Raw genomic sequence first — 22,866 nt, forward strand, 5'->3', positions numbered from 1 at the left:
GCATTATCCCAGCGGCGGCGGCACCCTCAGCGGCGCAGGGCGGCCAGCAGGTCGGGGCCGAGCCCGTTCACGGCCGCCAGGTCGAGCCGGTAGCGCACCACCGCGCCCTGCCGCTCGCCGACCACCAGGCCGGCCTCGCGCAGCCGCCGCAGGTGCCGGGAGACCTGCGGCAGGGTCATCCGGGCGCGGGCGGCCAGGTCGCTGGTGGTGCACGGGGTGCGCAGCAGGTCGTAGCAGAGCCGCATCCGGGTGGCGTCGGAGAGCACGGCCAACCGGGTGCGCACCAGGTCCAGCGGCGGCGCCTCGGACGCGGCGGCCGCGATGGGGTACTGCACAACGGTCGGGTGGCCGGGGAAGTGCTTGATCACGATGTGCGGGGCGACGTGGACGGAGGGCACCAGCACGCACGGCTGCTCGGCCAGCGACACGGTGGCGTGGTAGATCTTGTCGAAGTCCACCCGGGGCGGATCGTCGTGGGCGGTGGCGATCGGCAGATCGGCCAGCACCCCGGCGCCCCGCTCGTGCCGCTGGCGCCGCCGCTCCACGGCGTCGGCGCGCAGCCTCGGCCGCAGCCGGGCCCACTCGGCGTCGAAGACGGTGGAGCCGACCGCCTCCAGGAAGATCAGCAGCCGCGAGCGCAGCTCCTCGGGGTCGGCCAGCAGCCGCTCGCCCAGTTCGCGGTGGCGGGGCGAGATGAGGCGCAGCCGCGCCCGCAGCGCGGTGCGCGCCTCGCGCCCGGCGGGGCCCGACAGCTCGGGGTCGAACAACTCACGCTGGGTCTGCCCGACCAGCGCCTGCGCGGTCATCTGCACGAACACGCTCCGGGGCAGCCGCTCGACGTCGGCCAGCTCCTCGTCCAGGCCGCGCTCGGGGCCGCCGACCAGCGGCAGCAGGTAGCGGGCCCGGAAGGCGCCCCACAGCGGCGCAAGCCGGGCGGCGTCGGCGGCGAGCGGCCCGGTGAGCCCCTCGGAGGCGGCCGACACCCAGGCCGCGCTGCGCGGGTGGTGCGGCGGGTCGGCCAGGGCGTGCAGGCAGGCGCACAGCTCCGCGACGGGGGAGGGGCGCGGCACGACCGCCTCGCCGCCCGCGCGCCCCAGCAGGATGCTGACCACCATCGCCCCAGGCTAGCGGCGGGCCGTCCGGGCGGCCCCGACGGTTACCGCGTTGGCGTCAACATCCTTGAATCGGCGGGTGAACGTTCGCAGGATGGCGCGTGACCTGCGGGCGGCCGCCCGAGCCGCCCTCCGCCCACATGATCGCGAGCCACCCGATGACCACCGCCGACCGCCCCGCGCGGCACGGACCCAAGGACCCGCAGGACTTCTACTTCGCCGGGGCGACCCCCTTCTTCGCCTCGCGCTACGACCAGCGGCTGTCCTACGCCCTGTACGTGCCGCAGGCGTCCCCGCCCGGCGGCGGGCCGCGCCCGCTCGTCGTCGTCCAGCACGGCACCGGGCGCACCGCCGCCGCCTACCGCGACGCCTTCGCCGGCTTCGCCGAGCGCCACGGCGCGACCGTGCTCGCCCCGCTGTTCCCCGCCGGCATCCACGCCCCCGGCGACCTGCACGCCTTCAAGTTCCTGCGGGCCGGCGGACTCCGCTACGACCTGGCGCTGCTGGACATCGTCGCCGAGGTCGGCGAGCGCTTCGACGTGCGCACCGAGCGCTTCTGGCTGCACGGCTTCTCCGGCGGCGGCCAGTTCACCCACCGCTTCGGCTACCTGCACCCCGACCGGCTGGCCGGGATCTCCATCGGCGCGCCCGGCCGGGTGACGCTGATCGACCGCGACCGGCCCTGGTGGCTGGGGCTCGGCGGCGCCGAACAGGAGCTGGGCGACGCGCCCCGCCCCGAGCTGCTGGCCGGGGTGCCGGTGCAGATGGTCGTGGGCGCCGAGGACGTGGAGACCTGGGAGATCACCAACCCGGGCCACTCCAACTGGATGCCGGGCCAGGAGGAGTACGGCGCCACCCGGATCGAGCGGCTGCGCACGCTGCGGGACAACTTCGAGGCGCACGGCATCGCGGTCCGCTTCGACCTGGTCGAGGGCGTCGCCCACGACGGGATGGGCGTGCTCGGCGCGGTCTGGGACTTCTTCGGCCCGCTGCTGGCCGCCGCGGACCGGGGGGCGGGGCGGTGAGCCGCGCCCGGCCGGTGCTGCTCGCCGCGCTCGCCGCGCCCGCTGCCGCAGTCCTCGCGCTGTCGGGGTGCGCCGTCGGGCCGCCGGACGAGACGCGCACGGCGGCGGAGTACCCCGACAGGAACCTGACCATCCTCGCGCCGGGCAGCACCGGCGGCGGCTGGGACACCCGGGCGCGCTCCATCGGCGCCGCCCTCACCGACTGCGGGCTGATCGACCGCTCGGTGACCGTGCGCAACACCCCGGGCGCGGGCGGCACGATCGGCCTGGCGCAGTTCTCCAGCAACACCGGCGACCCGCACGAGCTGATGGTGATGGACACCATCACCATGCTCGGCGGCATCGTCGGCAACCACTCCCCGGTGAGCCTGGACGACGTGACGCCGATCGCCGGGCTCACCGTCAGCTCCAGCGTGGTCGTGGTGCCCGCCGACTCGCCGTACCGGAGCCTGGAGGAGCTGAACGAGGGCTTCCGCGCCGATCCGCGCGGCACCTCCTGGGTCGGCGGCAGCCTGGGCGGCCCCGACCACATCCTGGTCGGGCTGCTCGCCATGGAGCTGGGCATCCCGGTCGACCAGCTCAACTACGTCGCCACCGGCGGCGGCGGAGAGGTGCTGAACCTGCTGGTCAGCGGGACGGCGACCGCCGCCGTCTCCACGCTGGTGGAGGTGCGGCCGCAGATCGAGGCGGGTGAGCTGCGGGCGCTGGCGGCCGGGGGCGACCCGGCGACGGCCGCGGAGATCGGCGTCCCCACCCTGGACGAGCTGGGCCTGGGCCATATCGACGTCGCCTCGGTGGGCGGCGTGATGGCGCCGGCCGGGATCTCCGAGCCCGAGCGCGAGGCCGTCATCGGGCTGATGGGGCGGATGCGCGAGACGCCCTGCTGGCAGGAGAGCCTGCGGCGCAACGACTGGGCCGACGAGTGGCTGCCCGGCGAGGAGTTCGCCGCGCTGATCGAGGAGCACGAGCGCAACGTGACCGAACTGCTGACCGAGCTGGGGCTGGCCCAGTGAGCGCCGAGGACGGCGGCACGACCGGGCGCGGACCGGACGCGCCGGCCCGCCCGCCCCTCGCGGTGGCGCCGCTGGCCACCGGGGTGCTGGTGACCGCCGTCGGCGCGGTGGTGCTGGCCGGCGCCTTCATGATCCCCGAGAGCGCCGCCTACCAGGCCGTCGGCGCCGGCGCCTTCCCGGTGCTGGTCGGAGCGGGCGCGCTGGTCGTCGGCGTGCTGAACCTGCTCGCGGTGCTGCGCCGCTCCGACACCGCGCAGCTGGACCAGGCGCGGGAGGAGGCGGCCGTCACCCACTGGCCCACGGTGGGCGCGCTCGCCGCGGCGCTGGCCGGCTACGCGGCGCTGCTGGTGCCGCTGGGCTTCTGGCAGACCAGCGCGGTCTTCCTGGTGGTGGCGGCGCGCGTCCTGGGCAGCCGCCGGCCGGTGCGCGACGCGCTCGTCGGCCTGGTCCTGGCGCTGGCGCTCTACTTCCTGTTCGACCGGGTGCTCGGCGTGAGCCTGCCGCCCGGCTACATCAGATTGGCCTTCTGACGTGGACGTGCTCTCGAACCTGGCCGAGGGGTTCAGCACCGCGCTGCTGCTGCGCAATGTGCTGCTGGCCCTGCTCGGCGTCACGATCGGCACCCTGGTCGGGGTGCTGCCGGGCCTGGGCCCGGCCACCACGGTCGCGCTGCTGCTGCCGCTGACCTTCGTCTTCGACCCGGTCGGCGCGCTGGTGATGTTCGCCGGCATCTACTACGGCGGCATGTACGGCGGCTCGACCACCGCGATCCTGCTGAACGTGCCCGGTGAGTCCGCGTCGGTGCCCACCACGCTCGACGGGTACCCGATGGCGAAGAAGGGCCGGGGCGGCGCGGCGCTGGCCACCGCCGCGATCGGCTCCTTCGTGGCCGGCACCATCTCCACGGTGGCGATCACCTTCCTCGGCCCGGCCATGGCCGAGGTGGGCAAGATGATCCAGCCGGCCGAGTACTTCGCGATCATGGTGCTCGCCTTCGTCACGGTCACCTCGCTGGTGGGCAACTCGGTGGTGCGCGGGCTGGCCAGCCTGTTCCTCGGGCTGGCTATCGGGCTGGTGGGCATCGACTCGCTCACCGGCCAGGCCCGCTACACCTTCGAGCTGCCGCGCCTGTACGGCGGGATCGACCTGATCATCGTGGCCGTCGGCCTGTTCGCGATCGGGGAGGCGCTGTACTCGGCCGGGCGGCTGCGGCACCGCCCCGAGGAGATCGTGCCGGTGCGCGGCCGGGTCTGGATGAACCGCGAGGAGTGGAGCCGGTCGTGGCGGCCGTGGCTGCGCGGTACCGCGATCGGGCTGCCGATCGGCTCGCTGCCGGCCGGCGGGGCGGAGATTCCCACCTTCCTCAGCTACGCGGTGGAGCGGCGGCTGTCCAAGCGCAAGGAGGAGTTCGGCAAGGGCGCGATCGAGGGGGTGGCCGGGCCCGAGGCGGCCAACAACGCCGCCTTCTCCGGTGTGCTGGTGCCGCTGCTGACGCTGGGCATCCCCACCTCGGCGACGGCGGCGGTGCTGCTGATGGCCTTCCAGGTCTACAACGTGCAGCCGGGGCCGACGCTCTTCGACGACCAGCCCGTGCTGGTGTGGACGCTGATCGCCAGCCTCTACATCGGCAATGTGATGCTGCTGGTGCTGAACCTGCCGCTGGTGCGGCTGTGGGTGCGGCTGCTGAGCGTGCCGCGCGAGCTGCTGGTGCCGGCGATCCTGGTGGTGGCGGCGCTGGGCGCCTACGCGGCCACCCAGAGCGTGTTCGGGATGGCGCTGGGCCTGGTCTTCGGTGCGCTCGGCTTCTGGCTGCGCCGGACCGGCTACCCGATCGGACCGCTGGTGCTCGGCGCGATCCTCGGCCCGCTGCTGGAGACCCACTTCCGGCAGGCGCTGGCCTTCAGCGAGGGCGACTGGACCGTCTTCGCCACCCGGCCGATCTCGGCCGCCATCCTGGTGGCGGCGGCGCTGATGCTGGTGCTGCCCGCCGTGCTGCGCCGCCGGGCCGGCATCACCGTGCCGGTGGCGGAGTGACGAGGAGGGCGCTCAGGCGACCTCCTCGGCGGCCGGGGCGTGCACGTAGACGGCGCCGTCGCGCACGGTGACGGCGTGGGTGCGCACCGGCCGCCGGGCGGGCAGCCCCGCGGGCAGCCCGGTGCGCAGGTCGAAGGACGCGCCGTGCAGGGGGCACTCCACCAGGCAGCCCTCCAGCCAGCCGTCGGACAGCGAGGCGTCCTGGTGAGTGCAGGTGTCGTCGATCGCGTAGAGCGAGCCGTCGGCGTTGAAGACCGCGATGGGGACCTCGCCGACGATGATCCGCACGGCCTCGCCGGGCGGCAGCTCGCTGAGACGGCACGCGTAGATCATCACGCCTCCGCTGTTGCTTAATGCGAAACACAATGCTTGATGCGCAACAGATTCGATGGTCGGTCCGGTCCGGCGCGCCGTCAAGGGGGACGCTGTAAACGCTGGGAAACGCCTGGGCGCCGGGACGGGCGCGGGTTAGCCCCGGCGCTCAGTGGATACCGTGGGATCATGGCCAACAGCACGAACCGCCATATCAACGTGTCCTCGGTACAGTCGGTCGATCGGGCGGTGAGCGTGCTGGAGATCCTGGCCAGGCACGGCGCGGCCGGCGTCACCGAGATCGCGGTGGAGTTGGGCGTGCACAAGTCCACCGCGTTCCGGCTGCTCGACGTGCTGGAGAACCGCGGCCTGGTCGAGCAGGCCGAGGAGCGCGGCAAGTACCAGCTCGGCCTCGGCATCGTCCGGCTGGCCGGGGCCACCGCCGCCCAGCTCGACATCGTGCAGGAGGGGCAGCCGGTCTGCGAGCGGCTGGCCGAGGAGCTGGGCGAGACCGTCAACATCGCGATCGCCGACGGCGACGGCGCGGTGAACGTGGTGCAGACCATCGGCGCGGCCGCGATCACCGGCTACAACTGGGTGGGGCGGCGCACCCCGCTGCACGCCACCTCCTCTGGCAAGGTCCTGCTGGCCTTCATGCCGCCCGACCAGCGCAGGAACCTGCTGCCCAGACGGCTGCCGCGGCACACCGAGCACACCCTCACCTCGGCCGCCCGGCTGCGCGAGGAGCTGGTCGCGGTGGTCGAGCGCGGCTACGCCACCTGCGAGGAGGAGCTGGAGGTGGGGCTCAACTCGGTGGCCGCGCCGGTGCGCTCCTTCAACGGATCGGTGATCGCGGCGCTCAGCGTCTCGGGCCCGGCCTTCCGGCTGACCGGTGAGCGGCTGCCCGCCGTCGCCGCGCGCACGGCCGAGGCGGCCGACGAGGTCTCGCGCCGGATGGGCTTCGGCTGACGGGCTCCGGTCCGCTCCGCGTTCGCGTCCGGACCGTCCGGCAGCCCGGAACGGCCCGTTCCATCCGGAAGTCACGGTCACGGTGGCGTAACAATGATTAACGCCGCGGGGGCTTGACGACGCCCGGAAGCGATCGCACATTGTTGAGCATCGCGCAACGCATCGCGTCATGCGCAACGATCAACGGCGTCCGCCTCCGGAGGGACCGGCTCGGCGGCCGCCGAGCGAAGCGAGGCAGAGCCGGTATGAGCGTCCCAGGCCCGCACCCGTCCCACGACTCCACCGCCGCAGGTCCCCGCGTCGTCATCGTCGGCGCCGGTATCGTCGGCTGCGCCCTCGCCGACGAGCTGACCGCCCGGGGCTGGACCCGCGTCACCGTGCTGGACCGCGGGCCGCTCTACACCACCGGCGGCTCCAGCTCGCACGCCCCCGGCCTGGTCTTCCAGACCAACCCGTCCCGGACGATGACAGCCTTCGCCGCCTACACCGTGCGCAAGTACGGCGGTCTGAGCCTGGACGGGCGGCCCTGCCACCGCCCGGTGGGCGGCCTGGAGGTGGCCACCACGCCCGAGCGGCTGGCCGAGCTGCACCGCAGGGCCGGCCTCGCCGCCGCCTCCGGGGTGCGCGGCGAGGTGGTGGGCCCCGAGGAGTGCGCCCGGCTCTGGCCGCTGCTGGACCCCGGCGCCGTGCTCGGCGGCTTCCACACCCCCGGCGACGGGCTGGCCGACGCGGTGCGCGCGGCCGAGGCCCAGGCCCGGCGGGCCGCGGCGCGCGGCGCCGTGTTCCGCGGCCGGTGCGCGGTGACCGGGCTGACCCGCGCCGGCGGGCGCGTCACCGGGGTGACCACCGACCGGGGCGAGGTCCCGGCCGAGGTGGTGGTCTCGGCCGCCGGGTTCTGGGGCCCGGAGCTGGGCCGCCTCGCCGGGGTGTCCGTGCCGCTGCTGCCGCTGGCCCACCAGTACGCCACCACCACCCGGCTGCCCGGCCTCGGCGGCGCCGGAGGACCCCGGCCCATCCTGCGGCACCAGGACGCCGACCTCTACGTCCGCGAGCACGGCGACCGGCTCGGCATCGGCAGCTACGCGCACCGGCCGATGCCGGTGGACCTCGCGACGCTCGCCTACCCCGACCCCGACTCCGAGCCCGGCGGCGCGATGCCCTCGGTGCTGCCGTTCACCGAGGACGACTTCGCGCCCGCCTGGGCGGACGCGGTCGCGCTGCTGCCCGCGCTGGCCGGGGCCAAGGCCGAGGAGGGCATCAACGGGATCTTCTCCTTCACCCCCGACGGCCTTCCGCTGCTCGGCGAGGCGCCCGAGCTGCCCGGATTTTGGCTGGCCGAGGCCGTGTGGGTCACCCACTCGGCCGGTGCGGCGCGGGCGGTGGCGGAATCGCTGGTCGACGGGCGCTCCAGCGTGGACCTGCACGCGTGCGACCCGAGCCGCTTCGAGGCGGCCCAGCGCGCCCCCCGCTACGTGGCCGAGCGCGCCGCCCGGAACTTCGTCGAGGTCTATGACATCGCCCACCCGCTGCAGCCGATCGAGCGGCCCCGCCCGCTGCGGGTAAGCCCGTGGCACCGGCGCCAGGAGGAGCTGGGCGCGTTCTTCCTGGAAGCGGGCGGCTGGGAGCGCCCGCACTGGTTCGAGGCGAACGCGCCGCTGGCCGAGGGCCTGGACCTGCCCGAGCGCGACGCCTGGTCGGCCCGGTACTGGTCGCCCGCTGCCGCGGCCGAGGCCCGCGCCACCCGCACCGGCGTCGCCCTGTACGACATGACGCCGCTGCGCCGCCTGGAGCTCACCGGCCCCGGCGCGCTGGACTTCCTGGACCGGATGACCACCAACCGGCTGGACCGCCCGCCGGGGACGGTCACCTACACGCTGCTGCTGGACCCGGGCGGCGGGGGGCGCTCCGACCTCACCGTGGCGCGGCTGGCCGGCGACCGCTTCCAGGTCGGCGCGAACGGGCCCCAGGACGAGGCGTGGCTGCGCGCGCACCTGCCCGCCGACGGCTCCGTGGCGCTGCGCGACGCCACCGCGGGCGGCTGCTGCGTGGGCGTGTGGGGGCCGCTCGCCCGCGAGCTGGTGGCGCCGCTGGCCGACGGCGACTTCTCCCACCAGGGCTTCGGCTACTTCAAGGCCCGCGAGACCTTCCTCGGCGAGGTGCCGGTCACGGCGCTGCGGGTCTCCTACGTCGGGGAGCTGGGCTGGGAGCTGTACACCAGCGCCGACCTGGGCCTGCGCCTGTGGGACCTGCTGTGGGAGGCGGGCCGCCCGCTGGGCGCGGTGGCCGCGGGGCGCTCGGCCTTCACCAGCCTGCGGCTGGAGAAGGGCTACCGGGCGGCCGGCACCGACATGACCACCGAGCACGACCCCTTCGAGGCGGGGCTGGGCTTCGCCGTCCGGATGGACAAGGGCGACTTCGTCGGACGCGCCGCCCTGCTGGAGCGGGCCGGGCGGGAGCCCGCGCGGCGGCTGGCCACCCTCACCGCCGACGACGGCGCGAGCCTGCTGATGGGCGGCGAGCCGGTCTACGCCGGCGGCGCGGGGGAGGCCGTCGGGTACGTGACCAGCGCGTCCTACGGTTACACCATCGGGGCGACCGTCGCCTACGCGTGGTTGCCCGCCGGGCCGGCCGCGCCGGGCACACCCGTGCGGGTCCGCTACTTCGACCGCGAGGTGGCGGCCACCGTGGCGGCGGACGTACTGGTCGACCCCGAGATGGCGCGGCTGCGCCGCTGAGGCCGCCGCGCGCCGCCGCGGCGGATCGCCGCCACGATGCCGAACCGAGAGGGGACCACCGCCATGCCCAGCAGTGCCGCCACCAGCGGGAGCCACGACGTCGCCGTGATCGGACTCGGCGGCATGGGGAGCGCGGCGGCGCGGAGCCTGGCCGCCAGGGGCGCGCGGGTGCTCGGCCTGGACGCCTTCGGCCCGGCGCACGACCGGGGCTCCAGCCACGGCGGCAGCCGGATCATCCGGCAGTCCTACTTCGAGGACCCCGCCTACGTGCCGCTGCTGCTGCGCGCCTACGAGCTGTGGGCCGGCCTGGAGCGCGACAGCGGCGCCGACCTGATCACCCTGACCGGCGGGCTGATGATCGGCCCGCCGGAGAGCACCGCCGTCGCGGGCAGCCTGCGCTCGGCGCGCGAGTGGGACCTGCCGCACGAGATGCTGTCCGCCGCGGAGATCCGCCGCCGCTTCCCCACCATGGCGCCCGGCCCCGGCGACGTCGCGCTGTACGAGGAGCGGGCCGGCTTCGTCCGGCCCGAGGCGACGGTCGCCGCCAACCTCCGGCTCGCCGCGCGGGCCGGCGCCGAGCTGCGCTTCGAGGAGCCCGTCACCTCCTGGCGGCCGCTGCCCGGCGGCGGCGCCGAGGTGCTGACCGCGAGCGGCCGCTACACCGCCGGCCGGCTGGTGGTCTGCCCGGGGGCGTGGGCGCCCCGGCTGCTGGCCGACCTGGGCGTGCCGCTCACCGTCGAGCGCCAGGTGCAGTACTGGTTCGCGCCGCGCGGCGGCACCGCCGCCTTCGCCCCGGACCGCCAGCCCATCTACATCTGGGAGTCGGCCGACGGCACGCAGGTCTACGGCTTCCCCGCCATCGACGGCCCCGACGGCGGCGTGAAGACGGCCTTCTTCCGCCGGGGCGAGCCGTGCGAGCCCGACACGCTCGACCGCACCATCCGGCCCGAGGAGGTGCGCGCCATCGCCGAGCACCTGGCCGAGCGGGTGCCCGACGCGCCCGGCCGCTACCTGCGCGGCGCCGCCTGCATGTACACCTGCACCCCCGACGAGCACTTCGTGATCGCCGCCCACCCCCGGCACGCCGGGGTGACGGTGGCGTGCGGCTTCTCCGGGCACGGCTTCAAGTTCGTCCCCGTGGTCGGCGAGATCCTGGCCGACCTCGCCCTGGACGGCGGCACGGCCCTGCCCATCGACCTGTTCGACCCCCGGCGCGAGGTGAGGACATGACCGCCACCGAACTTTCCGGACTCCCCGGCTCCGACGGCCCCGCGACCCTCGTCCCGACCCTCCCCGGGCGGGCCTACACCGATCCCGGCCTGTTCGAACGGGAGCGCGAGCGCATCTTCCACCGCATGTGGTTCTGCGCCGCCCGCGCCGCCGACCTGGCCGGTCCGGGCTCCTTCCGCACCGCGCAGGTCGGCGCGGAGAGCGTGATCCTCACCCGCGACCGGGCCGGGGAGCCGCGCGCCTTCCTCAACGTCTGCCGGCACCGGGGCGCCCGGCTGTGCACGGAGGAGGCGGGCACGGTGCGGCGCGCCTTCCAGTGCGCCTACCACGCGTGGACCTACGGCCTGGACGGGCGGCTGGTCGCCGCGCCGAACCTGGCCCGGATGCCCGACGTGGACCGCGACGCCTACGGCCTGATAGGCGTGCACCTGCGGGAGTGGCTGGGCTACCTGTGGGTCTGCCTGGCCGAGCGGCCGCCGTCCTTCGAGGACACCGTGGTGGCGGCGGTGACCGAGCGGCTGGGCGACGCCGAGGCGGTCGGCCGCTACGGCGTCGAGGGCTTGGCGCTGGGGCGGCGCATCCGCTACGACGTGCGGGCCAACTGGAAGCTGATCGTGGAGAACTTCATGGAGTGCTACCACTGCGCCACGATCCACCCCGAGCTGACCGAGGTGCTGCCGGAGTTCGCCGACGGCTACGCCGCCCAGTACTACGTGGGCCACGGCGCCGCCTTCGGCGCGGAGGTCGACGGCTTCACCGTGGACGGCGCCGCCGGCTTCGGCCGCCTCGACGGGCTCACCGAGGACCAGGACCGGCGCTACTACGCGGTGACCGTCCGGCCGCAGCTCTTCCTCAACCTGGTGCCCGACCACGTGATCGTGCACCGGATGTACCCGATGGCGGTGGACCGCACGGTGGTGGAGTGCGACTGGCTGTACCGCCCCGAGGTGGTCGAGGGCGGCGGGGACCTGTCGCGCTCGGTGGAGCTGTTCCACCGGGTCAACGAGCAGGACTTCGCCGCCTGCGAGCGCTGCCAGCCGGCGATGGCCTCGCGCGGCTACCGGCGTGGCGGGGTGCTGGTGCCCAGCGAGCACCACATCGCCGAGTTCCACCGCTGGGTCGGCGCCGCCCTCGGCGCGGACGGCGCCGAGGCCGGGGACGGCTGAGCGGCCCGAGCCCTCACAGCTCGCGCCGCATCACCGCCTCGTCCAGGATCGGCCGCACCTCCATGGCGGAGCGCCGCGCCACCGGAGTGAGCGCCGCGATCTCCAGCGCCCGGTCCAGGCTCGCGCAGTCGACCAGGAAGTACCCGGCCAGGTGCTCCTTGACCTCGGCGAAGGGGCCGTCGGTGACCGCGACGGAGCCGCCGCGCACCCGTACCGTCCTGGCCTGGGCCGGCTCGGTCAGCGCGTCGGAGGCGATCAGCTCGCCGGTGGCGGCCAGCCGCTCCCGGAGCGCGAACAGCTCGCGCAGCTCCGCGCGGTCGTCCTCGGAGCCGGTCCACGGCCGCTCGGGATCGCTGTAGATCATCAGCATGTACTTCACGGCCTGCCCCCGTCGGTCGTGCTCGATGGCGGTCCAGGCCGGCCAGTCTAGGCGGGGGCGCCGACACCCGGCCCGGTCCGGCGCGCGGGTCAGTCGATCCCGCGCGGCGGAGCGGCCAGCCGCGCCTCCAGCGCGTCGGCGGTGTCCTCCACCAGGGTGCGCGCGTAGCCGTTGGCGGGCTGCCGGTTGGTGGCGCACCACGCGCCCTCGCGGTCGCCGTTCATCGCCCGCCAGATCCGCCAGCCGGGGTGGAGGGCCTGTAAGAGCGCGCGGCGCTCTTCGTCTTCGCTGAGTACGGAAGCGTCCATGCCTACCAGGTTCGGGTCCGGGTGCGGACGCTGGTACTCCGATCCGAGGACGTTGCGGACGTTTTGCCACTAAATTCGTCCAACACCGTCCAACACCATCGGACAGCGGTCGCCCCAGGCAGGTGGACAATTGTGGCGAATGAGGCGCTCAGGCGAGCGATGATGGAAGCGCGGATGACGGACCAGCAGCTTGCCGAGGCGGTGGGCGTCGACGTGAAGTCCGTTCAGCGCTGGGTAACGTCGGAGAGGCGGCGGCCGCACCCGCGCCACCGGTGGGCCGCCGCGGACGCGCTGGGGGTGGAGGTCGACGTGTTGTGGCCCGAGACCGTGCGAACCACGTTCAAGACCGGTGCGGACCGCGAGGTCGTCGCCGTCTACCCGTACCGGTCGGCCTGCCCCAAGTCCAGTTGGCGGAAGCTGATCACCAATGCCGACTCCGAGCTGGTCTTCGGCGGGTACACCAACTACTTCCTCTGGCTGGAGCAGCCCAACCTGCGCGGCGCGCTGCGGCGCAAGGCCGAGCGCGGGGCGCGGGTGCGCTTCCTGGTGGGCGATCCCGACAGCCGCACCACCCGCGAGCGCGAGCGGGTCGAGGACGTCGCGCTGACCGTGTCCACCCGCATCCGGGTGACGCTGGACGAACTGGCCAAGCTGAGGGACGTCGAGGGCATCGAGGCGCGCCACTCCGACGGGCACCTGTCGCTGTCGGTCTTCCGCTTCGACGACGAGATGTTCGTGACCCCGCACCTGGCCGCGCTGGCCGGGCACGAGTCGCCGCTGCTGCACCTGCGCCGCCACCAGGACGACGGCCTGTTCGACCGCTTCCTGCTGCACGTGGACAGCCTGTGGGAGACGGCCAGGCCCGTTTTCGACGGCTAGCGCGGGAGCGCTCCCTCCGCCGGACCGCTCGCCCCGGGCCGTCCGGGCCGCGCGAAAAGAAATTCCGGCCGGATCCGCCCGCCCGTGTCGAGAACGCGGCCCGCGCTCCGACGTGTCCTGTGAAAGCCGCCCGACCAGGGCAGGCGCACTAAGAGGGACGCGACAGCTTTCGGAGGTCGAGACCATGTCCACGATGTTCGCGCAGAGCAGGCCCTTCAGCGGGTTCTCCATCGACGACGCGGAGGCGGCCAGGCACTTCTACGCCGAGACGCTCGGGATGGAGGTCTCGGACGTGCCCGGGATGCCGGGGATGCTGCTGCTGCACATCCCGGGCGGCAACCAGGTCTTCCTGTACTCCAAGCCCGACCACAGGCCCGCGAGCTTCACCGTGCTCAACTTCCCGGTGGCCGACATCGACGCGGCCGTCGACACGCTCATCGAGCGCGGAGTGCGCTTCGAACGCTACGAGGGCATGGGGATGGCGGCCGACGCCAGGGGAGTGCACCGGGGCGGCGAGGGCCCGGCGATCGCCTGGTTCACCGACCCGGCGGGCAATGTCCTCTCCGTCCTCCAGGACGGCTGAGCGCCCCGGGCGGGGCGGGCCGCCGGTCCGCCCCCGCCCGCGCCGATGGACCACAATGGGCGCGTGACGGCCGATACCGGACTGGCGGAGCTGCTGCGCGAGCAGGCGCCGCAGGTGCTCGGCGCGCTGCTGCGGCGGCACGGCGGCGCCGCCTTCGACGCGTGCGAGGACGCCGTGCAGGAGGCGCTGCTGGCCGCCGCGGCGCAGTGGCCGCATGAGGGGCTGCCGGACAGCCCGCGCGGCTGGCTGATCACGGTCGCCTCCCGGCGGCTGGTGGACCAGTGGCGCGGCGAGGAGGCCAGGCGGCGCCGCGAGGCGGCGGCCGCGGCCATGCTGCCGTTCGAGGAGCGCACCGCGCCCGCGGCCGACGCCGAGCGCGCGGCAGCCGACGACACCCTCACCCTGCTGTTCCTGTGCTGCCACCCGTCGCTGTCCAGCGCCTCGCAGCTGGCGCTGACGCTGCGCGCCGTGGGCGGGCTGACCACCGCGCAGATCGCGAGCGCCTTCCTGGTGCCCGAGCCGACGATGGCGCAGCGCATCAGCCGCGCCAAGCAGCGGATCAAGGCCGAGGGCGCGGCCTTCCGGCTGCCGCCCGCACCGCTGCGGGCCGACCGGCTCCGGGTGGTGCTGCACGTGCTCTACCTGGTCTTCAACGAGGGGTACACCGCCAGTTCAGGGCCTGAGCTGCACCGCACCGACCTCACCGCCGAGGCGGTCCGGCTGGCGCGCACCCTGCACCGGCTGCTGTCCGACGACGGCGAGGTGGCCGGGCTGCTGGCGCTGATGCTGCTCACCGACGCCCGCCGCGCCGCCCGCACCGGCCCCCGCGGGGAGCTGGTGCCGCTGGCCGAGCAGGACCGCGGCCGCTGGGACCGCGCCGCGATCGCCGAGGGCGTCGCACTGGTCACCGGTGCGCTGTCGCGCGCCGAGCTGGGCCCGTACCAGCTCCAGGCGGCCATCGCCGCCGTGCACGACGAGGCGCCCGACGCGGCCGGCACCGACTGGCCGCAGATCCTCGCCCTGTACGACCTGCTCGAACGCATCGAGCCCAATCCGATGGTCACCCTGAACCGGGCGGCGGCGCTGGCCGAGGTGCACGGCCCGGACGCGGGCCTGGCGGCGCTGGCCGCCCTGGACGGCGACGAGCGGATCGCCGGGCACCACCGGCTGGACGCCGTCCGCGCCCACCTGCTGGAGCGGGCGGGCGAGACCGACGCCGCCCGCGCCGCCTACCGGCGCGCGGCCGAGCGCACCGGCAGTGCGCCCGAGCGCGACTACCTCGCCGCGCGGGCGGCGCGGCTGGACTGAGCGCGGCCCGTCCGGCGGCCTTCTTGACAGCGAACATGCCTTAGCGGCTATATTGCCCATATGGCATCGACATTCGAGGTGCTGGCCGAGCCGAGGCGCCGGGAGATCCTGGACCTGCTCCGCGAGGGCGAGCAGCCGGTGGGCGCGCTGGTCGACCGGCTCGGCCTGACCCAGCCGACGGTCTCCAAGCACCTGAAGGTGCTGCGCGAGGCCGGGCTGGTCGAGGTGCGCCAGGACGCGCAGCGCCGGTGGTACCGGCTCAGCCCGGCACCGCTGGTCGAGATCGACGTCTGGCTCGCGCCTTACCGGGGGCTGTGGGAGGCGAGCCTGGACGCGCTCGAACGGCGCCTCGACCAGATGCCGGACCGGACCGAGCGGCAGGACACGGGAGAGGGGACCCGGTGAACGAGTCACAGGCACGGCTGACCGAGGCCGACGGGATCGCGCAGCTGCGCATCGAGCGGCGGCTGGCCCATCCGGTCGAGAAGGTGTGGCGGGTGGTCACCGAACCGGACGAGCTGGCGCACTGGTTCCCGGCGGAGGTGGTGTACGAGCCCGTCGTCGGCTCCGCGGTGCGCTTCGCCTTCCCAGGCGAGGAGGCGGACCCCGACGACCCCAACACCCGCGGCGAGCTGCTGGAGTACGACCCGCCGCGCCGCATCTCCTTCCGCTGGAGCGACGACGTGGTCACCATCGAGCTCAGCCCCGACGGCGACGGCTGCCTGCTGGTGTTCCGCCAGGACGTCGGCGGCGGCTTCCTGGGCCGGCTGGCGGCGGGCCGCGCGGCCGCGGGCTGGGACACCTGCCTGGACGCGCTGGCGGACCGGCTGGCCGGGCGCGAGCCGGCGGAGCCCGGCGACATGCTGGCCGCGATCGAGCGCTACGTCCGCGAGTTCGGGATCGACCGCGGTGAGAGCCGGGCCGTCGACGGCGGCTTCGAACTGCGCTTCGTCCGCGACCTCATCTGGATCCCGCTGGACCAGGCGTGGTCGCTGCTGGTGGAGGGCGCGGAGCCCCGGGTGGGCGGCGAACCGCCGCTGCGCGCCGTCAACGACACCGAGGCGGCCGGGCGGGTCACCGCCGCCGAGGCGCCCCGGGTGCTGGAGTACGAGTGGACCGGTGCGGACGGCACGGCCGCGGGCCGGGTGCGCTGGGAGTTCGGGCACGACCCCGCGGTCGGCACCCATGTGGTGCTGACCCAGACGGTGCCGGCGCACCTCGCCGGGCTGCGCGCGGCGGCGCTGGCCCGCTGGCACATCCACCTGGAGAGCTTCTTCGCCGCCACCCGGGGCGTGATCCGCTGCCCCTGGCCGGAGGACCGCGAGGCCGAGCTGACCGCCTTCTACGCCGAGCGGCTGGCCTGAGGGCCGCCGGGCGGCCCGGCACGCCGCCCCCGGCACGTCCCGGGGCGGCGTGCCGGGGCGGGCGCGCGGCTCAGACCGCCGGCTCGTAGCTGAGCAGGTCGTTGGGGCAGCGGGCCGCCTGGGCGGCCAGCGCCATGCGCTCGGCCTGGTCGGCCGTCAGGCCCCAGCGCAGCTTCACCGCGACCCACTCCGTCAGGTACCGGCAGCGCACCTCCTCCACCGGCGGCAGCCACTCCGCCGGGTCCTGGTCGGCCTTGCCCTGGTTGACGTTGTCGGTGACGGCCACCAGGGCGCGCTCGTCGCCCAGGTCGTTGGCGTAGTCGCGCCGCTGCGCGGCCGTCCACTGCGAGGCGCCGGAGTCCCAGGCCTCGGCCAGCGGCACCATGTGGTCGATGTCCAGGTCGAGCGGGGCGGTCCAGGTCTCGCCGTCGTAGTAGGAGAACCACTCGCCGGTGCCGACGGTGCACCGCCCGGAGATCTCCGGCGGGGTGACGGCCTCGTCGATCAGCACCTCGGCCCGGGTGCTGCACCCGTCGCGGTCGGCGTCGATCCAGTGCCGGAACTGGTCGCGGTCGTAGCCGGTGCGGTCCTCGGCCGCCTCGGGGACCCGCTCCACCGCCTGGTGCAGGGGGATCGTCTCCGCCGCCGCGGCGGGCGCCGCGAGCGGCACCGCCCACGCCGCCGCCCCCGCCAGTACCGCCCCGGCCACCGCCGCTGTCCTGCGCATACCGCCTCCATCCGCGTCATCGCCGTCTGCCGGGATGTTCTCTAGCAGGGCGGCGGCGCCGGCCGTGGGAGGCGGCCGCGGTGGCGGGGCGAGTCGCACCGCTTCGCCCGGACCTGCTCCGTCCGGGCGGCGGCGGCCGGCCCGGGCCGCGCTCAGCCGGCGGGGACCAGGGTGAGGTAGGCCATGCCGAGCACGTCGCGGTAGCCGCGCAGCCAGGACGAGCGGTGCCGGTCGGCGCGCTCGCGCGCCTCGGCCGCGCCGGGGCGGGCGGGATCGGCGGCCAGCCACTCCTCCACGCCGGCGAGGTAGCCGGACTCGAAGGCGTCCCACTCGTCGCGGCCCGCCCGCTCGATCCACTCGGGCCGGAAGCCGGCCGCCGCGGCGGCGTCGACCAGTCCGGCCAGGTCGAGGTGGTCCTCGGCGGTGGCGCCGGGCCACATCGCGGCCAGTTCGCCGGCGGTGGGCGTCCGCTCCCAGAAACCCTCGCCGAACAGGACGCGGCCGCCGGGCCTGACCAGGCGGCGCAGCGCCCGCAGCGCCCCGGCCGTGTGCTGCGGCGGGGCGGCGTCGCTGAGCGCGTGGCTCGCGCCCAGGCAGAGCACCACGTCGGCCGGTTCGAGCGCGGTGGCGGCGGCCGGGCCGCGGCTGAACACCGCCCGCGCGCCGAGCCCGCGCCGCTCGGCGAGCGCGCGCCCCCGGGCGAGGTCGTCCTCGCGCAGGTCGATCCCGAGGCCGGTGGCTTCGGGTACGGCGGCCAGGAGGCGCAGCATCAGCTCGCCCCAGCCGCAGCCGATGTCGGCCACGGTGCGGGGCGCGGTGCGCGCCAGCCGCTCGACCATCCGCGCGGCGCGGTCCGCCGAGAGCGGGCCGTGGAAGTCGAGCCGGGTGAGGCGGGGCGGTTCCCCGTGCGCTTGGGACACGGCGTGCAAGCCTAGGGTGCCGCCGCGCGGCGGCGCGCACCGCCCGGACGGCTCAGCCGGGGGGCGTCATGTGCAGGACGGCGGCGCCGTTGACGCGGTCGGCGGCCAGGTCGGCCAGGGCCTGGTCGGCGCGGTCGAAGGGGTAGTCGGCGACGGTGACGGCGAGCGGGTGGGCGGCGGCGAAGGCGAAGAAGGCGCGGCCGTCCGCGCGGGTGTTGGCCGTGACGCTGCGCAGGGTGCGCTCCTGGAAGAGGTGCCGCTGGTAGTCCAGGCCCGGGACGTCGCTGAGGTGGATGCCGGCCACGGCCAGGGTGCCGCCCCGGTCCAGGGCGCGCAGCGCGGGCGGGACGAGGTCACCGACCGGGGCGAACAGGATCGCGGCGTCCAGCGGCTCCGGCGGGGCGTCGAAGGCGCCGCCGGCCGAGGCGGCGCCGAGCGCCAGCGCCAGCTCGCGGGCGGCGGGCGAGCGGGTGAGGACGTGCACGGTGGCGCCCTCGGCCAGGGCCACCTGGGCGGTGAGGTGCGCCGAGGCGCCGAAGCCGTAGATGCCGAGCCGCCCGCCTGCCGGCAGCTCCGACCGGCGCAGCGCGCGGTAGCCGATCAGCCCGGCGCACAGCAGCGGCGCGAGCGCGGCGGCCGGGGCGTCCTCGGGCAGCCGGTAGACGTAGTCCTCCCTGGCCACCAGGTACTGCGCGTAGCCGCCGTCGGCGTCCCAGCCGGTGTAGGTGGAGTGCGGGCAGAGGTTCTCGGCGCCGCGGCGGCAGTACCGGCAGCGCCCGCAGGTGGAGCGGAGCCACGCCGCGCCCACCCGGGTGCCGGGCGGCGTGGCGGTGCCCGGCCCGCCGGCGGCCACCCGTCCGACGGCCTCGTGGCCGGGCACCCGCCCCGGCGCCCTGGGCGGCAGGTCGCCCTCTGCCAGGTGCAGGTCCGTCCGGCACACCGCGCAGACCTCGACCTCGATCAGCAGCTCGCCCTCGCCGGGCACCGGTACCGGTAGCCGGACCCGCCGCAGCGGGCGGCCCGCGATCGGACCGGGCTCAACCACTGTCCACGCGTCCATCTCGGCGGGCGGTGCCTCCATGGCGGCTCTCCTCTCGGCGGGCGGCCGCGCGCTCCCCTGCCCGCGGCGCCCTCACATCCTCCGCGCACCCGGCGGCCGCCGGCAAAAAGCGCGGAGGCGCGGCGCGAGCGCGCGGCTCAGTCGGCCAGGACGCCCAGCCCTCGGGCGAGGATCAGGCCGCCGAAGACGAACAGCATCGTCACGCTCACCACGTCGTCGTGGTCGAGCAGCCAGGCGCGGGCCCGCTCCAGCCCGCGGCGGCCGTGCTCGCCGCTGCCGACGGCCGCGCCGAGCGCAAGGAGCAGCCCGGCGGCGCCGACGACCGCGAAGACCAGGGCGGCGCCCGCGTTCGCCGCCGTGCCCAGGCCGAGGTCGCCGATGGCGGCTCCGGCGCCCAGCAGCAGCGGCACCGTGGTGGGGTTGAGGACGGAGAGCGCGACCGCGAGCCCGATGACGTCGAGGGTGTCCATCGTCTCGGCGGCCGACAGCCACCGGGGCGGGCGGCGCGGCGCGTCGGGCTCGCGGGTGATGTGCCGGTGCACCGCCAGCCCGGCGAAGACCAGCATGGCGGTGCCGATCAGCACCCGCAGCCAGCCGGTCCAGTCGGGCGGCACCCCGCCCGACCGGACCGAGTCGCCGGTGATCAGCGAGACCGCCCAGGCGATCACGAAGGCGACGACCACCCAGCTCAGGATGAACACCCCGGCCCTGACCAGGCCGTCGCGCGCCATCAGCAGCACGATCACCGCCACGGCCGGCAGCGGGGAGGCGATCAGCCCGAAGGTGAAGGGCAGCAGTTCGGCGATGGCGCTCGGCATGGCGGCTCCTCCCGGTGCGCCAGGCACTACGGCGGGCGACCTCCATGATCGTCCGAGCGGTGCAAGCGGACCGCCAGCCGCCGCCCTGCGGCGGGTAAAGAGCGGGCGGCGGCGCGGTGGAGGCCCGGCCGGGCGGACCGGACGGGTTCGCGGGGCGGCCGTCGTAGTCCATAGTCGGCTATAAGATAGCCGACTATGGATATGATCGAGGTGCGCGCCGCCCCCGCGGCCGGCGGCCGGGCGGCGGTGTGACCGGCGGGCGCGAGGCGGCGGCCGCCGCCGGGCCCGTCGGGTACGCGCTCGCGATGGCCACCAAGGCGCACCGGGTGGAGCTCCAGCGGCGGATGGCCGGACTCGGCCTCTACCTGGGCCAGGAGCTGATCATCGTTGATGTCCACCGCAACCCCGGCACCACCCAGGCCGACCTCGCCCGGCGGATCGGCATCGAGCAGCCCACCATGGCCAGGGCGCTGGCCCGGATGGAGCGGTCCGGCTTCGTCCGGCGCGAGGCCGACCCCGCCGACCGGCGGGTGACCCGCCTGCACCTGACCGGCCGCGGCGCCGCCGCCGTCGCGGCGGTCGAGGCCGCCTGGACCGAGACCGACCGGCGCGCCACCGCCGGGCTCGATCCGGCCGAGGCCCGCGAACTGGTGCGCCTGCTGGCCGCCGTCCGGACGGCCTTCGGCAGCGGCGGCCCCGGCGGCGAGGACGGCTGAGCCGCCCCGGCCGGGGCGGCTCAGCCGGCGCGAGCACGAGGAAGCGGAGGAAGACGTGGAACTGGGACTCCAGGACAGGGTCGTGCTGGTCACCGGCGCGAGCACCGCCATCGGCAGGGCGACGGCACTGGCCTTCGCCGACGAGCGGGCGAGGGTGGCCGTCGGCTACCACTCCAACGCGGCGGCCGCCGCCGAGACCGTCGCGCTGGCCGAGCGGCGCGGCGCCCGGGCGGTCCCGTGGCGGCTCGACCTCGGCGAGCCCGGGTCGCTGGCGGCCGCCGTCGAGCAGGTCCGCGCCGAGCTCGGGCCGGTCGACGTGCTGGTCAACAACGCGGTCCGCTGGCCCGACCGGCCCGCGCCCGGCGAGCGCTTCGAGACGGCGCCGCCCCGGCGCTTCACCGACTCGGTCACCGCCAATCTGACCGGCCCCTACCTGCTGGCCCGCGCCGTCGTCGGCGACATGCGCGCCCGGGGCTGGGGGCGGATCGTCAACGTCTCCACCGGCCTGGTCGAGGACGGCTTCCCGGGCAGCGCCTCCTACGTCGCCGCCAAGGCGGGCCTGCACGGCCTGACCCGGGTGATGTCGCGCGAACTGGCCTCGGCCGGGATCCTCACCAATGTGGTGATGCCCGGCTTCACCCCCGGGGAGCGCGCGATGCCGCCCGGACTCATGGCCAAGGCCGAGGCCGCCGCCGCGACCGGCCGCGTCTCCCGCCCCGAGGACGTGGCCGCCATGGTCGTCTTCCTCTGCTCGGCCGCCAACACCCACACCACCGGCGAGGCCGTCCGCACCGACGGCCACTTCCTCAGCCCGACCTGACGGCGCGGGCCCCGGCGCGGCCGGCCGGGGCCCGCGCACGGCGGACCGGGAGCGGGCCGCGCTCAGCCGCCCGCCGGCTGGGACGGGCGGGGGACCGCCGCCGCGCCGGGCTCGTGCCAGCGGCCGGTGGACAGGAAGCCGTCGATGGCGGTGCGGTAGGGGGCGGGGTCGAGCCTGAGCGTGTCGCGGACCCAGGCGTCGTTGTAGTAGCTGGACAGGTAGCGCTCGCCCTGGTCGCACATGAGCATGACCACGCTGCCCTGCTCGCCGTCGGCCAGCATCTCGGCGATGATGCGCAGCGCGCCCCACAGGTTGGTGCCGGTGGACGGCCCGGCGCGGTGGCGCAGCGCGTCCAGCAGTACCCGCATCGCCGCGATCGAGGCGGCGTCGGGCACCGAGATCATCCGGTCGATGACGGCCGGCAGGAAGGACGGCTCGACGGCGGGGCGGCCGATGCCCTCGATGCGCGACGGCTTGCCCGTGATCCACTGGTCGGGCTTGGGCCAGCGGTGCTTGGGGCGGCCCTCGTTGCGGACCCAGTTGGGGAAGAAGGCGGAGTTCTCCGGGTCCACCACGCACACCCGCGTCTGGCGGCGGGTGTAGCGCAGGTAGCGGCCGATCGTGCCGGTGGTGCCGCCGGTCCCGGCGCCCGTCACGATCCACTTGGGCTCGGGGTGGCGCTCCTCGGCGATCTGCCGGAAGATCGTTGCGGCCAGGTTGTGGTCGTCGCGGTAGTCGTAGGCGCGCTCGGCGTAGGTGAACTGGTCCATGAAGTGGCCGTTGGGGTGCTCGGCGGCCAGCCGGGCCGCCTCCTTCTCGATGTCGCCGTCCTCGCCGGGGTGGCGCACCTCGCCGCCGAAGGACTTAATCAGCTCTTGCTTCTCGGTGCTGGTGCTCTTGGGCACCACGGCGGTGAACTTCAGCCCGAGCAGCTTCGCGAAGTAGGCCTCGGAGACGGCGGTCGAGCCCGAGCTGGCCTCGAACACGTGCGTGTCGGGGTCGATCCAGCCGGTGCACAGCGCGTGGGTGTACAGGGCCCGGGCCATCCGGTGCTTGAGGCTCCCCGACGGGTGCACCGACTCGTCCTTGACGTACAGGTCGATGCCCCATTGGGCGGGGAGCGGGAACTGGAACACGTGGGTGTCGGCCGACCGGGTCGCGTCGGCGTGCAGCCGCCGCATCGCCTCCGCCACCCAATCCCGCTTCCGCCGGTCGAAGTGGTCGACGATACGGGTCGTCACAGTCGCTTCACTCTGTGTAGTGGTCATGGCTCGGAGCGTACTCACGGCTGCGGCCGAGGGAGGCCCGGTCCGGGCAAATGGCGCCGCTGGGGGTGCGCCTGCGCGGGTCCGCCGCGCCGGGCCGCGCCCGCCCGGTCGCGGCAATCG

General features: G+C 75.3%; 24 protein-coding genes. 15 read left to right on the forward strand and 9 right to left on the reverse strand.

What is annotated here, in order from left to right:
* Window positions 1-26 precede the first annotated feature (26 nt).
* Entirely contained in the window at window positions 27-1,115 is a 1,089-nt protein-coding gene (locus tag CLV72_RS04530; RefSeq protein WP_106239660.1) for an ArsR/SmtB family transcription factor, read from the reverse strand.
* A gap of 98 nt (window positions 1,116-1,213) precedes the next feature.
* On the opposite strand from CLV72_RS04530, the gene CLV72_RS04535 reads away from it, so the two are divergent.
* From CLV72_RS04535 to CLV72_RS04550, 4 genes are read left to right on the forward strand one after another with little or no spacing between them, the layout of a single operon-like run.
* Window positions 1,214-2,137 (forward strand): alpha/beta hydrolase family protein, encoded by a 924-nt coding sequence (locus CLV72_RS04535; protein WP_211302689.1) that lies wholly within the window; start codon window positions 1,214-1,216, stop codon window positions 2,135-2,137.
* Window positions 2,134-3,150 (forward strand): Bug family tripartite tricarboxylate transporter substrate binding protein, encoded by a 1,017-nt coding sequence (locus tag CLV72_RS32705; protein WP_211302690.1) that lies wholly within the window; start codon window positions 2,134-2,136, stop codon window positions 3,148-3,150. Before CLV72_RS04535 ends, CLV72_RS32705 begins: the two co-directional genes overlap by 4 nt.
* Window positions 3,147-3,680 carry a tripartite tricarboxylate transporter TctB family protein gene (locus CLV72_RS04545; RefSeq protein WP_211302691.1) on the forward strand — a complete coding sequence of 178 codons (534 nt, stop codon included), beginning with the start codon at window positions 3,147-3,149 and terminating at the stop codon, window positions 3,678-3,680. The genes CLV72_RS32705 and CLV72_RS04545 overlap by 4 nt, the downstream gene beginning before the upstream one ends.
* Before the next feature lies 1 nt (window position 3,681).
* Complete coding sequence (locus CLV72_RS04550; protein WP_106239669.1) at window positions 3,682-5,184, forward strand: tripartite tricarboxylate transporter permease; 1,503 nt, start codon at window positions 3,682-3,684, stop codon at window positions 5,182-5,184.
* A gap of 12 nt (window positions 5,185-5,196) precedes the next feature.
* On the opposite strand, the gene CLV72_RS04555 is transcribed toward CLV72_RS04550, so the two are convergent.
* A complete protein-coding gene (locus tag CLV72_RS04555) occupies window positions 5,197-5,517 on the reverse strand; it encodes a bifunctional 3-phenylpropionate/cinnamic acid dioxygenase ferredoxin subunit (RefSeq protein ID WP_106239672.1) in 321 nt (106 codons plus the stop codon).
* A gap of 168 nt (window positions 5,518-5,685) precedes the next feature.
* Between CLV72_RS04555 and CLV72_RS04560 the strand changes: the two genes are divergently transcribed.
* From CLV72_RS04560 to CLV72_RS04575, 4 genes are all read left to right on the forward strand, one after another.
* Entirely contained in the window at window positions 5,686-6,465 is a 780-nt protein-coding gene (locus CLV72_RS04560) for an IclR family transcriptional regulator (RefSeq protein WP_106239676.1), read from the forward strand.
* Between the two features lie 245 nt (window positions 6,466-6,710).
* Window positions 6,711-9,200, forward strand: a complete 2,490-nt coding sequence (locus CLV72_RS04565; RefSeq protein WP_106239680.1) for a GcvT family protein — start codon at window positions 6,711-6,713, stop codon at window positions 9,198-9,200.
* 63 nt (window positions 9,201-9,263) lie between these two features.
* Window positions 9,264-10,430 carry an N-methyl-L-tryptophan oxidase gene (solA, locus tag CLV72_RS04570; protein WP_106239685.1) on the forward strand — a complete coding sequence of 389 codons (1,167 nt, stop codon included), beginning with the start codon at window positions 9,264-9,266 and terminating at the stop codon, window positions 10,428-10,430.
* On the forward strand, window positions 10,427-11,596 hold the full coding sequence (locus tag CLV72_RS04575) for an aromatic ring-hydroxylating oxygenase subunit alpha (RefSeq protein ID WP_106239689.1): 1,170 nt from the start codon (window positions 10,427-10,429) through the stop codon (window positions 11,594-11,596). Before solA ends, CLV72_RS04575 begins: the two co-directional genes overlap by 4 nt.
* A 13-nt stretch (window positions 11,597-11,609) precedes the next feature.
* On the opposite strand, the gene CLV72_RS04580 is transcribed toward CLV72_RS04575, so the two are convergent.
* Both CLV72_RS04580 and CLV72_RS31665 read right to left on the reverse strand, forming a co-directional pair.
* Window positions 11,610-11,966, reverse strand: a complete 357-nt coding sequence (locus CLV72_RS04580; RefSeq protein ID WP_245929926.1) for a YciI family protein — start codon at window positions 11,964-11,966, stop codon at window positions 11,610-11,612.
* A 98-nt stretch (window positions 11,967-12,064) separates the two neighbouring features.
* Entirely contained in the window at window positions 12,065-12,283 is a 219-nt protein-coding gene (locus tag CLV72_RS31665; protein WP_146159334.1) for a hypothetical protein, read from the reverse strand.
* A gap of 159 nt (window positions 12,284-12,442) precedes the next feature.
* On the opposite strand from CLV72_RS31665, the gene CLV72_RS04585 reads away from it, so the two are divergent.
* The 5 genes from CLV72_RS04585 (at window position 12,443) to CLV72_RS33555 (ending at window position 16,417) form a co-directional block, all read left to right on the forward strand.
* Window positions 12,443-13,162, forward strand: coding sequence for a DUF5919 domain-containing protein (locus CLV72_RS04585; RefSeq protein WP_106239696.1), 720 nt, complete (start codon window positions 12,443-12,445; stop codon window positions 13,160-13,162).
* A gap of 184 nt (window positions 13,163-13,346) precedes the next feature.
* Window positions 13,347-13,745, forward strand: a complete 399-nt coding sequence (locus tag CLV72_RS04590) for a VOC family protein (protein ID WP_342755648.1) — start codon at window positions 13,347-13,349, stop codon at window positions 13,743-13,745.
* 45 nt (window positions 13,746-13,790) lie between these two features.
* On the forward strand, window positions 13,791-15,053 hold the full coding sequence (locus CLV72_RS04595) for an RNA polymerase sigma factor (RefSeq protein WP_106239699.1): 1,263 nt from the start codon (window positions 13,791-13,793) through the stop codon (window positions 15,051-15,053).
* A gap of 60 nt (window positions 15,054-15,113) precedes the next feature.
* Window positions 15,114-15,458, forward strand: coding sequence for an ArsR/SmtB family transcription factor (locus CLV72_RS04600; protein ID WP_106239703.1), 345 nt, complete (start codon window positions 15,114-15,116; stop codon window positions 15,456-15,458).
* Window positions 15,455-16,417 carry an SRPBCC domain-containing protein gene (locus tag CLV72_RS33555; protein WP_211302693.1) on the forward strand — a complete coding sequence of 321 codons (963 nt, stop codon included), beginning with the start codon at window positions 15,455-15,457 and terminating at the stop codon, window positions 16,415-16,417. Before CLV72_RS04600 ends, CLV72_RS33555 begins: the two co-directional genes overlap by 4 nt.
* 70 nt (window positions 16,418-16,487) lie before the next feature.
* Here the strand turns inward: CLV72_RS33555 and CLV72_RS04610 are convergent, their stop codons facing one another.
* From CLV72_RS04610 to CLV72_RS04625, 4 genes are all read right to left on the reverse strand, one after another.
* Complete coding sequence (locus tag CLV72_RS04610) at window positions 16,488-17,144, reverse strand: HNH endonuclease family protein (protein WP_106239706.1); 657 nt, start codon at window positions 17,142-17,144, stop codon at window positions 16,488-16,490.
* Window positions 17,145-17,296: 152 nt separating this feature from the next.
* Window positions 17,297-18,064, reverse strand: a complete 768-nt coding sequence (locus CLV72_RS04615; RefSeq protein ID WP_245929857.1) for an SAM-dependent methyltransferase — start codon at window positions 18,062-18,064, stop codon at window positions 17,297-17,299.
* A 52-nt stretch (window positions 18,065-18,116) separates the two neighbouring features.
* Window positions 18,117-19,145: a zinc-binding alcohol dehydrogenase family protein gene (locus CLV72_RS04620; RefSeq protein ID WP_245929858.1), complete on the reverse strand. Its 1,029-nt coding sequence runs from the start codon at window positions 19,143-19,145 to the stop codon at window positions 18,117-18,119.
* 116 nt (window positions 19,146-19,261) lie between these two features.
* A complete protein-coding gene (locus CLV72_RS04625) occupies window positions 19,262-19,942 on the reverse strand; it encodes a GAP family protein (RefSeq protein WP_106239710.1) in 681 nt (226 codons plus the stop codon).
* A 248-nt stretch (window positions 19,943-20,190) separates the two neighbouring features.
* On the opposite strand from CLV72_RS04625, the gene CLV72_RS04630 reads away from it, so the two are divergent.
* Entirely contained in the window at window positions 20,191-20,658 is a 468-nt protein-coding gene (locus tag CLV72_RS04630) for a MarR family winged helix-turn-helix transcriptional regulator (RefSeq protein ID WP_106239713.1), read from the forward strand.
* A 55-nt stretch (window positions 20,659-20,713) separates the two neighbouring features.
* A complete protein-coding gene (locus CLV72_RS04635) occupies window positions 20,714-21,478 on the forward strand; it encodes an SDR family NAD(P)-dependent oxidoreductase (RefSeq protein ID WP_106239717.1) in 765 nt (254 codons plus the stop codon).
* A gap of 62 nt (window positions 21,479-21,540) precedes the next feature.
* On the opposite strand, the gene CLV72_RS04640 is transcribed toward CLV72_RS04635, so the two are convergent.
* A complete protein-coding gene (locus CLV72_RS04640) occupies window positions 21,541-22,746 on the reverse strand; it encodes a PLP-dependent cysteine synthase family protein (protein ID WP_106239720.1) in 1,206 nt (401 codons plus the stop codon).
* Window positions 22,747-22,866: the final 120 nt, after the last annotated feature.

This window comes from Allonocardiopsis opalescens (genome assembly GCF_003002095.1).
In the GTDB taxonomy this organism is placed as follows: Bacteria; Actinomycetota; Actinomycetes; order Streptosporangiales; family Streptosporangiaceae; genus Allonocardiopsis; species Allonocardiopsis opalescens.

Coding starts and splice junctions, on each gene's coding strand:
- solA (WP_106239685.1), top strand. CDS start 9,264: ATGCCCAGCAGTGCCGCCACCAGCGGGAGCCACGACGTCGCCGTGATC.
- CLV72_RS04595 (WP_106239699.1), top strand. CDS start 13,791: ATGGACCACAATGGGCGCGTGACGGCCGATACCGGACTGGCGGAGCTG.
- CLV72_RS04590 (WP_342755648.1), top strand. CDS start 13,347: ATGTCCACGATGTTCGCGCAGAGCAGGCCCTTCAGCGGGTTCTCCATC.
- CLV72_RS04565 (WP_106239680.1), top strand. CDS start 6,711: ATGAGCGTCCCAGGCCCGCACCCGTCCCACGACTCCACCGCCGCAGGT.
- CLV72_RS04600 (WP_106239703.1), top strand. CDS start 15,114: ATGGCATCGACATTCGAGGTGCTGGCCGAGCCGAGGCGCCGGGAGATC.
- CLV72_RS04555 (WP_106239672.1), bottom strand. CDS start 5,517: ATGATCTACGCGTGCCGTCTCAGCGAGCTGCCGCCCGGCGAGGCCGTG.
- CLV72_RS31665 (WP_146159334.1), bottom strand. CDS start 12,283: ATGGACGCTTCCGTACTCAGCGAAGACGAAGAGCGCCGCGCGCTCTTA.
- CLV72_RS04585 (WP_106239696.1), top strand. CDS start 12,443: ATGATGGAAGCGCGGATGACGGACCAGCAGCTTGCCGAGGCGGTGGGC.
- CLV72_RS04580 (WP_245929926.1), bottom strand. CDS start 11,966: ATGCTGATGATCTACAGCGATCCCGAGCGGCCGTGGACCGGCTCCGAG.
- CLV72_RS04620 (WP_245929858.1), bottom strand. CDS start 19,145: ATGGAGGCACCGCCCGCCGAGATGGACGCGTGGACAGTGGTTGAGCCC.
- CLV72_RS04640 (WP_106239720.1), bottom strand. CDS start 22,746: ATGACCACTACACAGAGTGAAGCGACTGTGACGACCCGTATCGTCGAC.
- CLV72_RS04530 (WP_106239660.1), bottom strand. CDS start 1,115: ATGGTGGTCAGCATCCTGCTGGGGCGCGCGGGCGGCGAGGCGGTCGTG.
- CLV72_RS04575 (WP_106239689.1), top strand. CDS start 10,427: ATGACCGCCACCGAACTTTCCGGACTCCCCGGCTCCGACGGCCCCGCG.
- CLV72_RS04625 (WP_106239710.1), bottom strand. CDS start 19,942: ATGCCGAGCGCCATCGCCGAACTGCTGCCCTTCACCTTCGGGCTGATC.
- CLV72_RS04610 (WP_106239706.1), bottom strand. CDS start 17,144: ATGCGCAGGACAGCGGCGGTGGCCGGGGCGGTACTGGCGGGGGCGGCG.
- CLV72_RS04560 (WP_106239676.1), top strand. CDS start 5,686: ATGGCCAACAGCACGAACCGCCATATCAACGTGTCCTCGGTACAGTCG.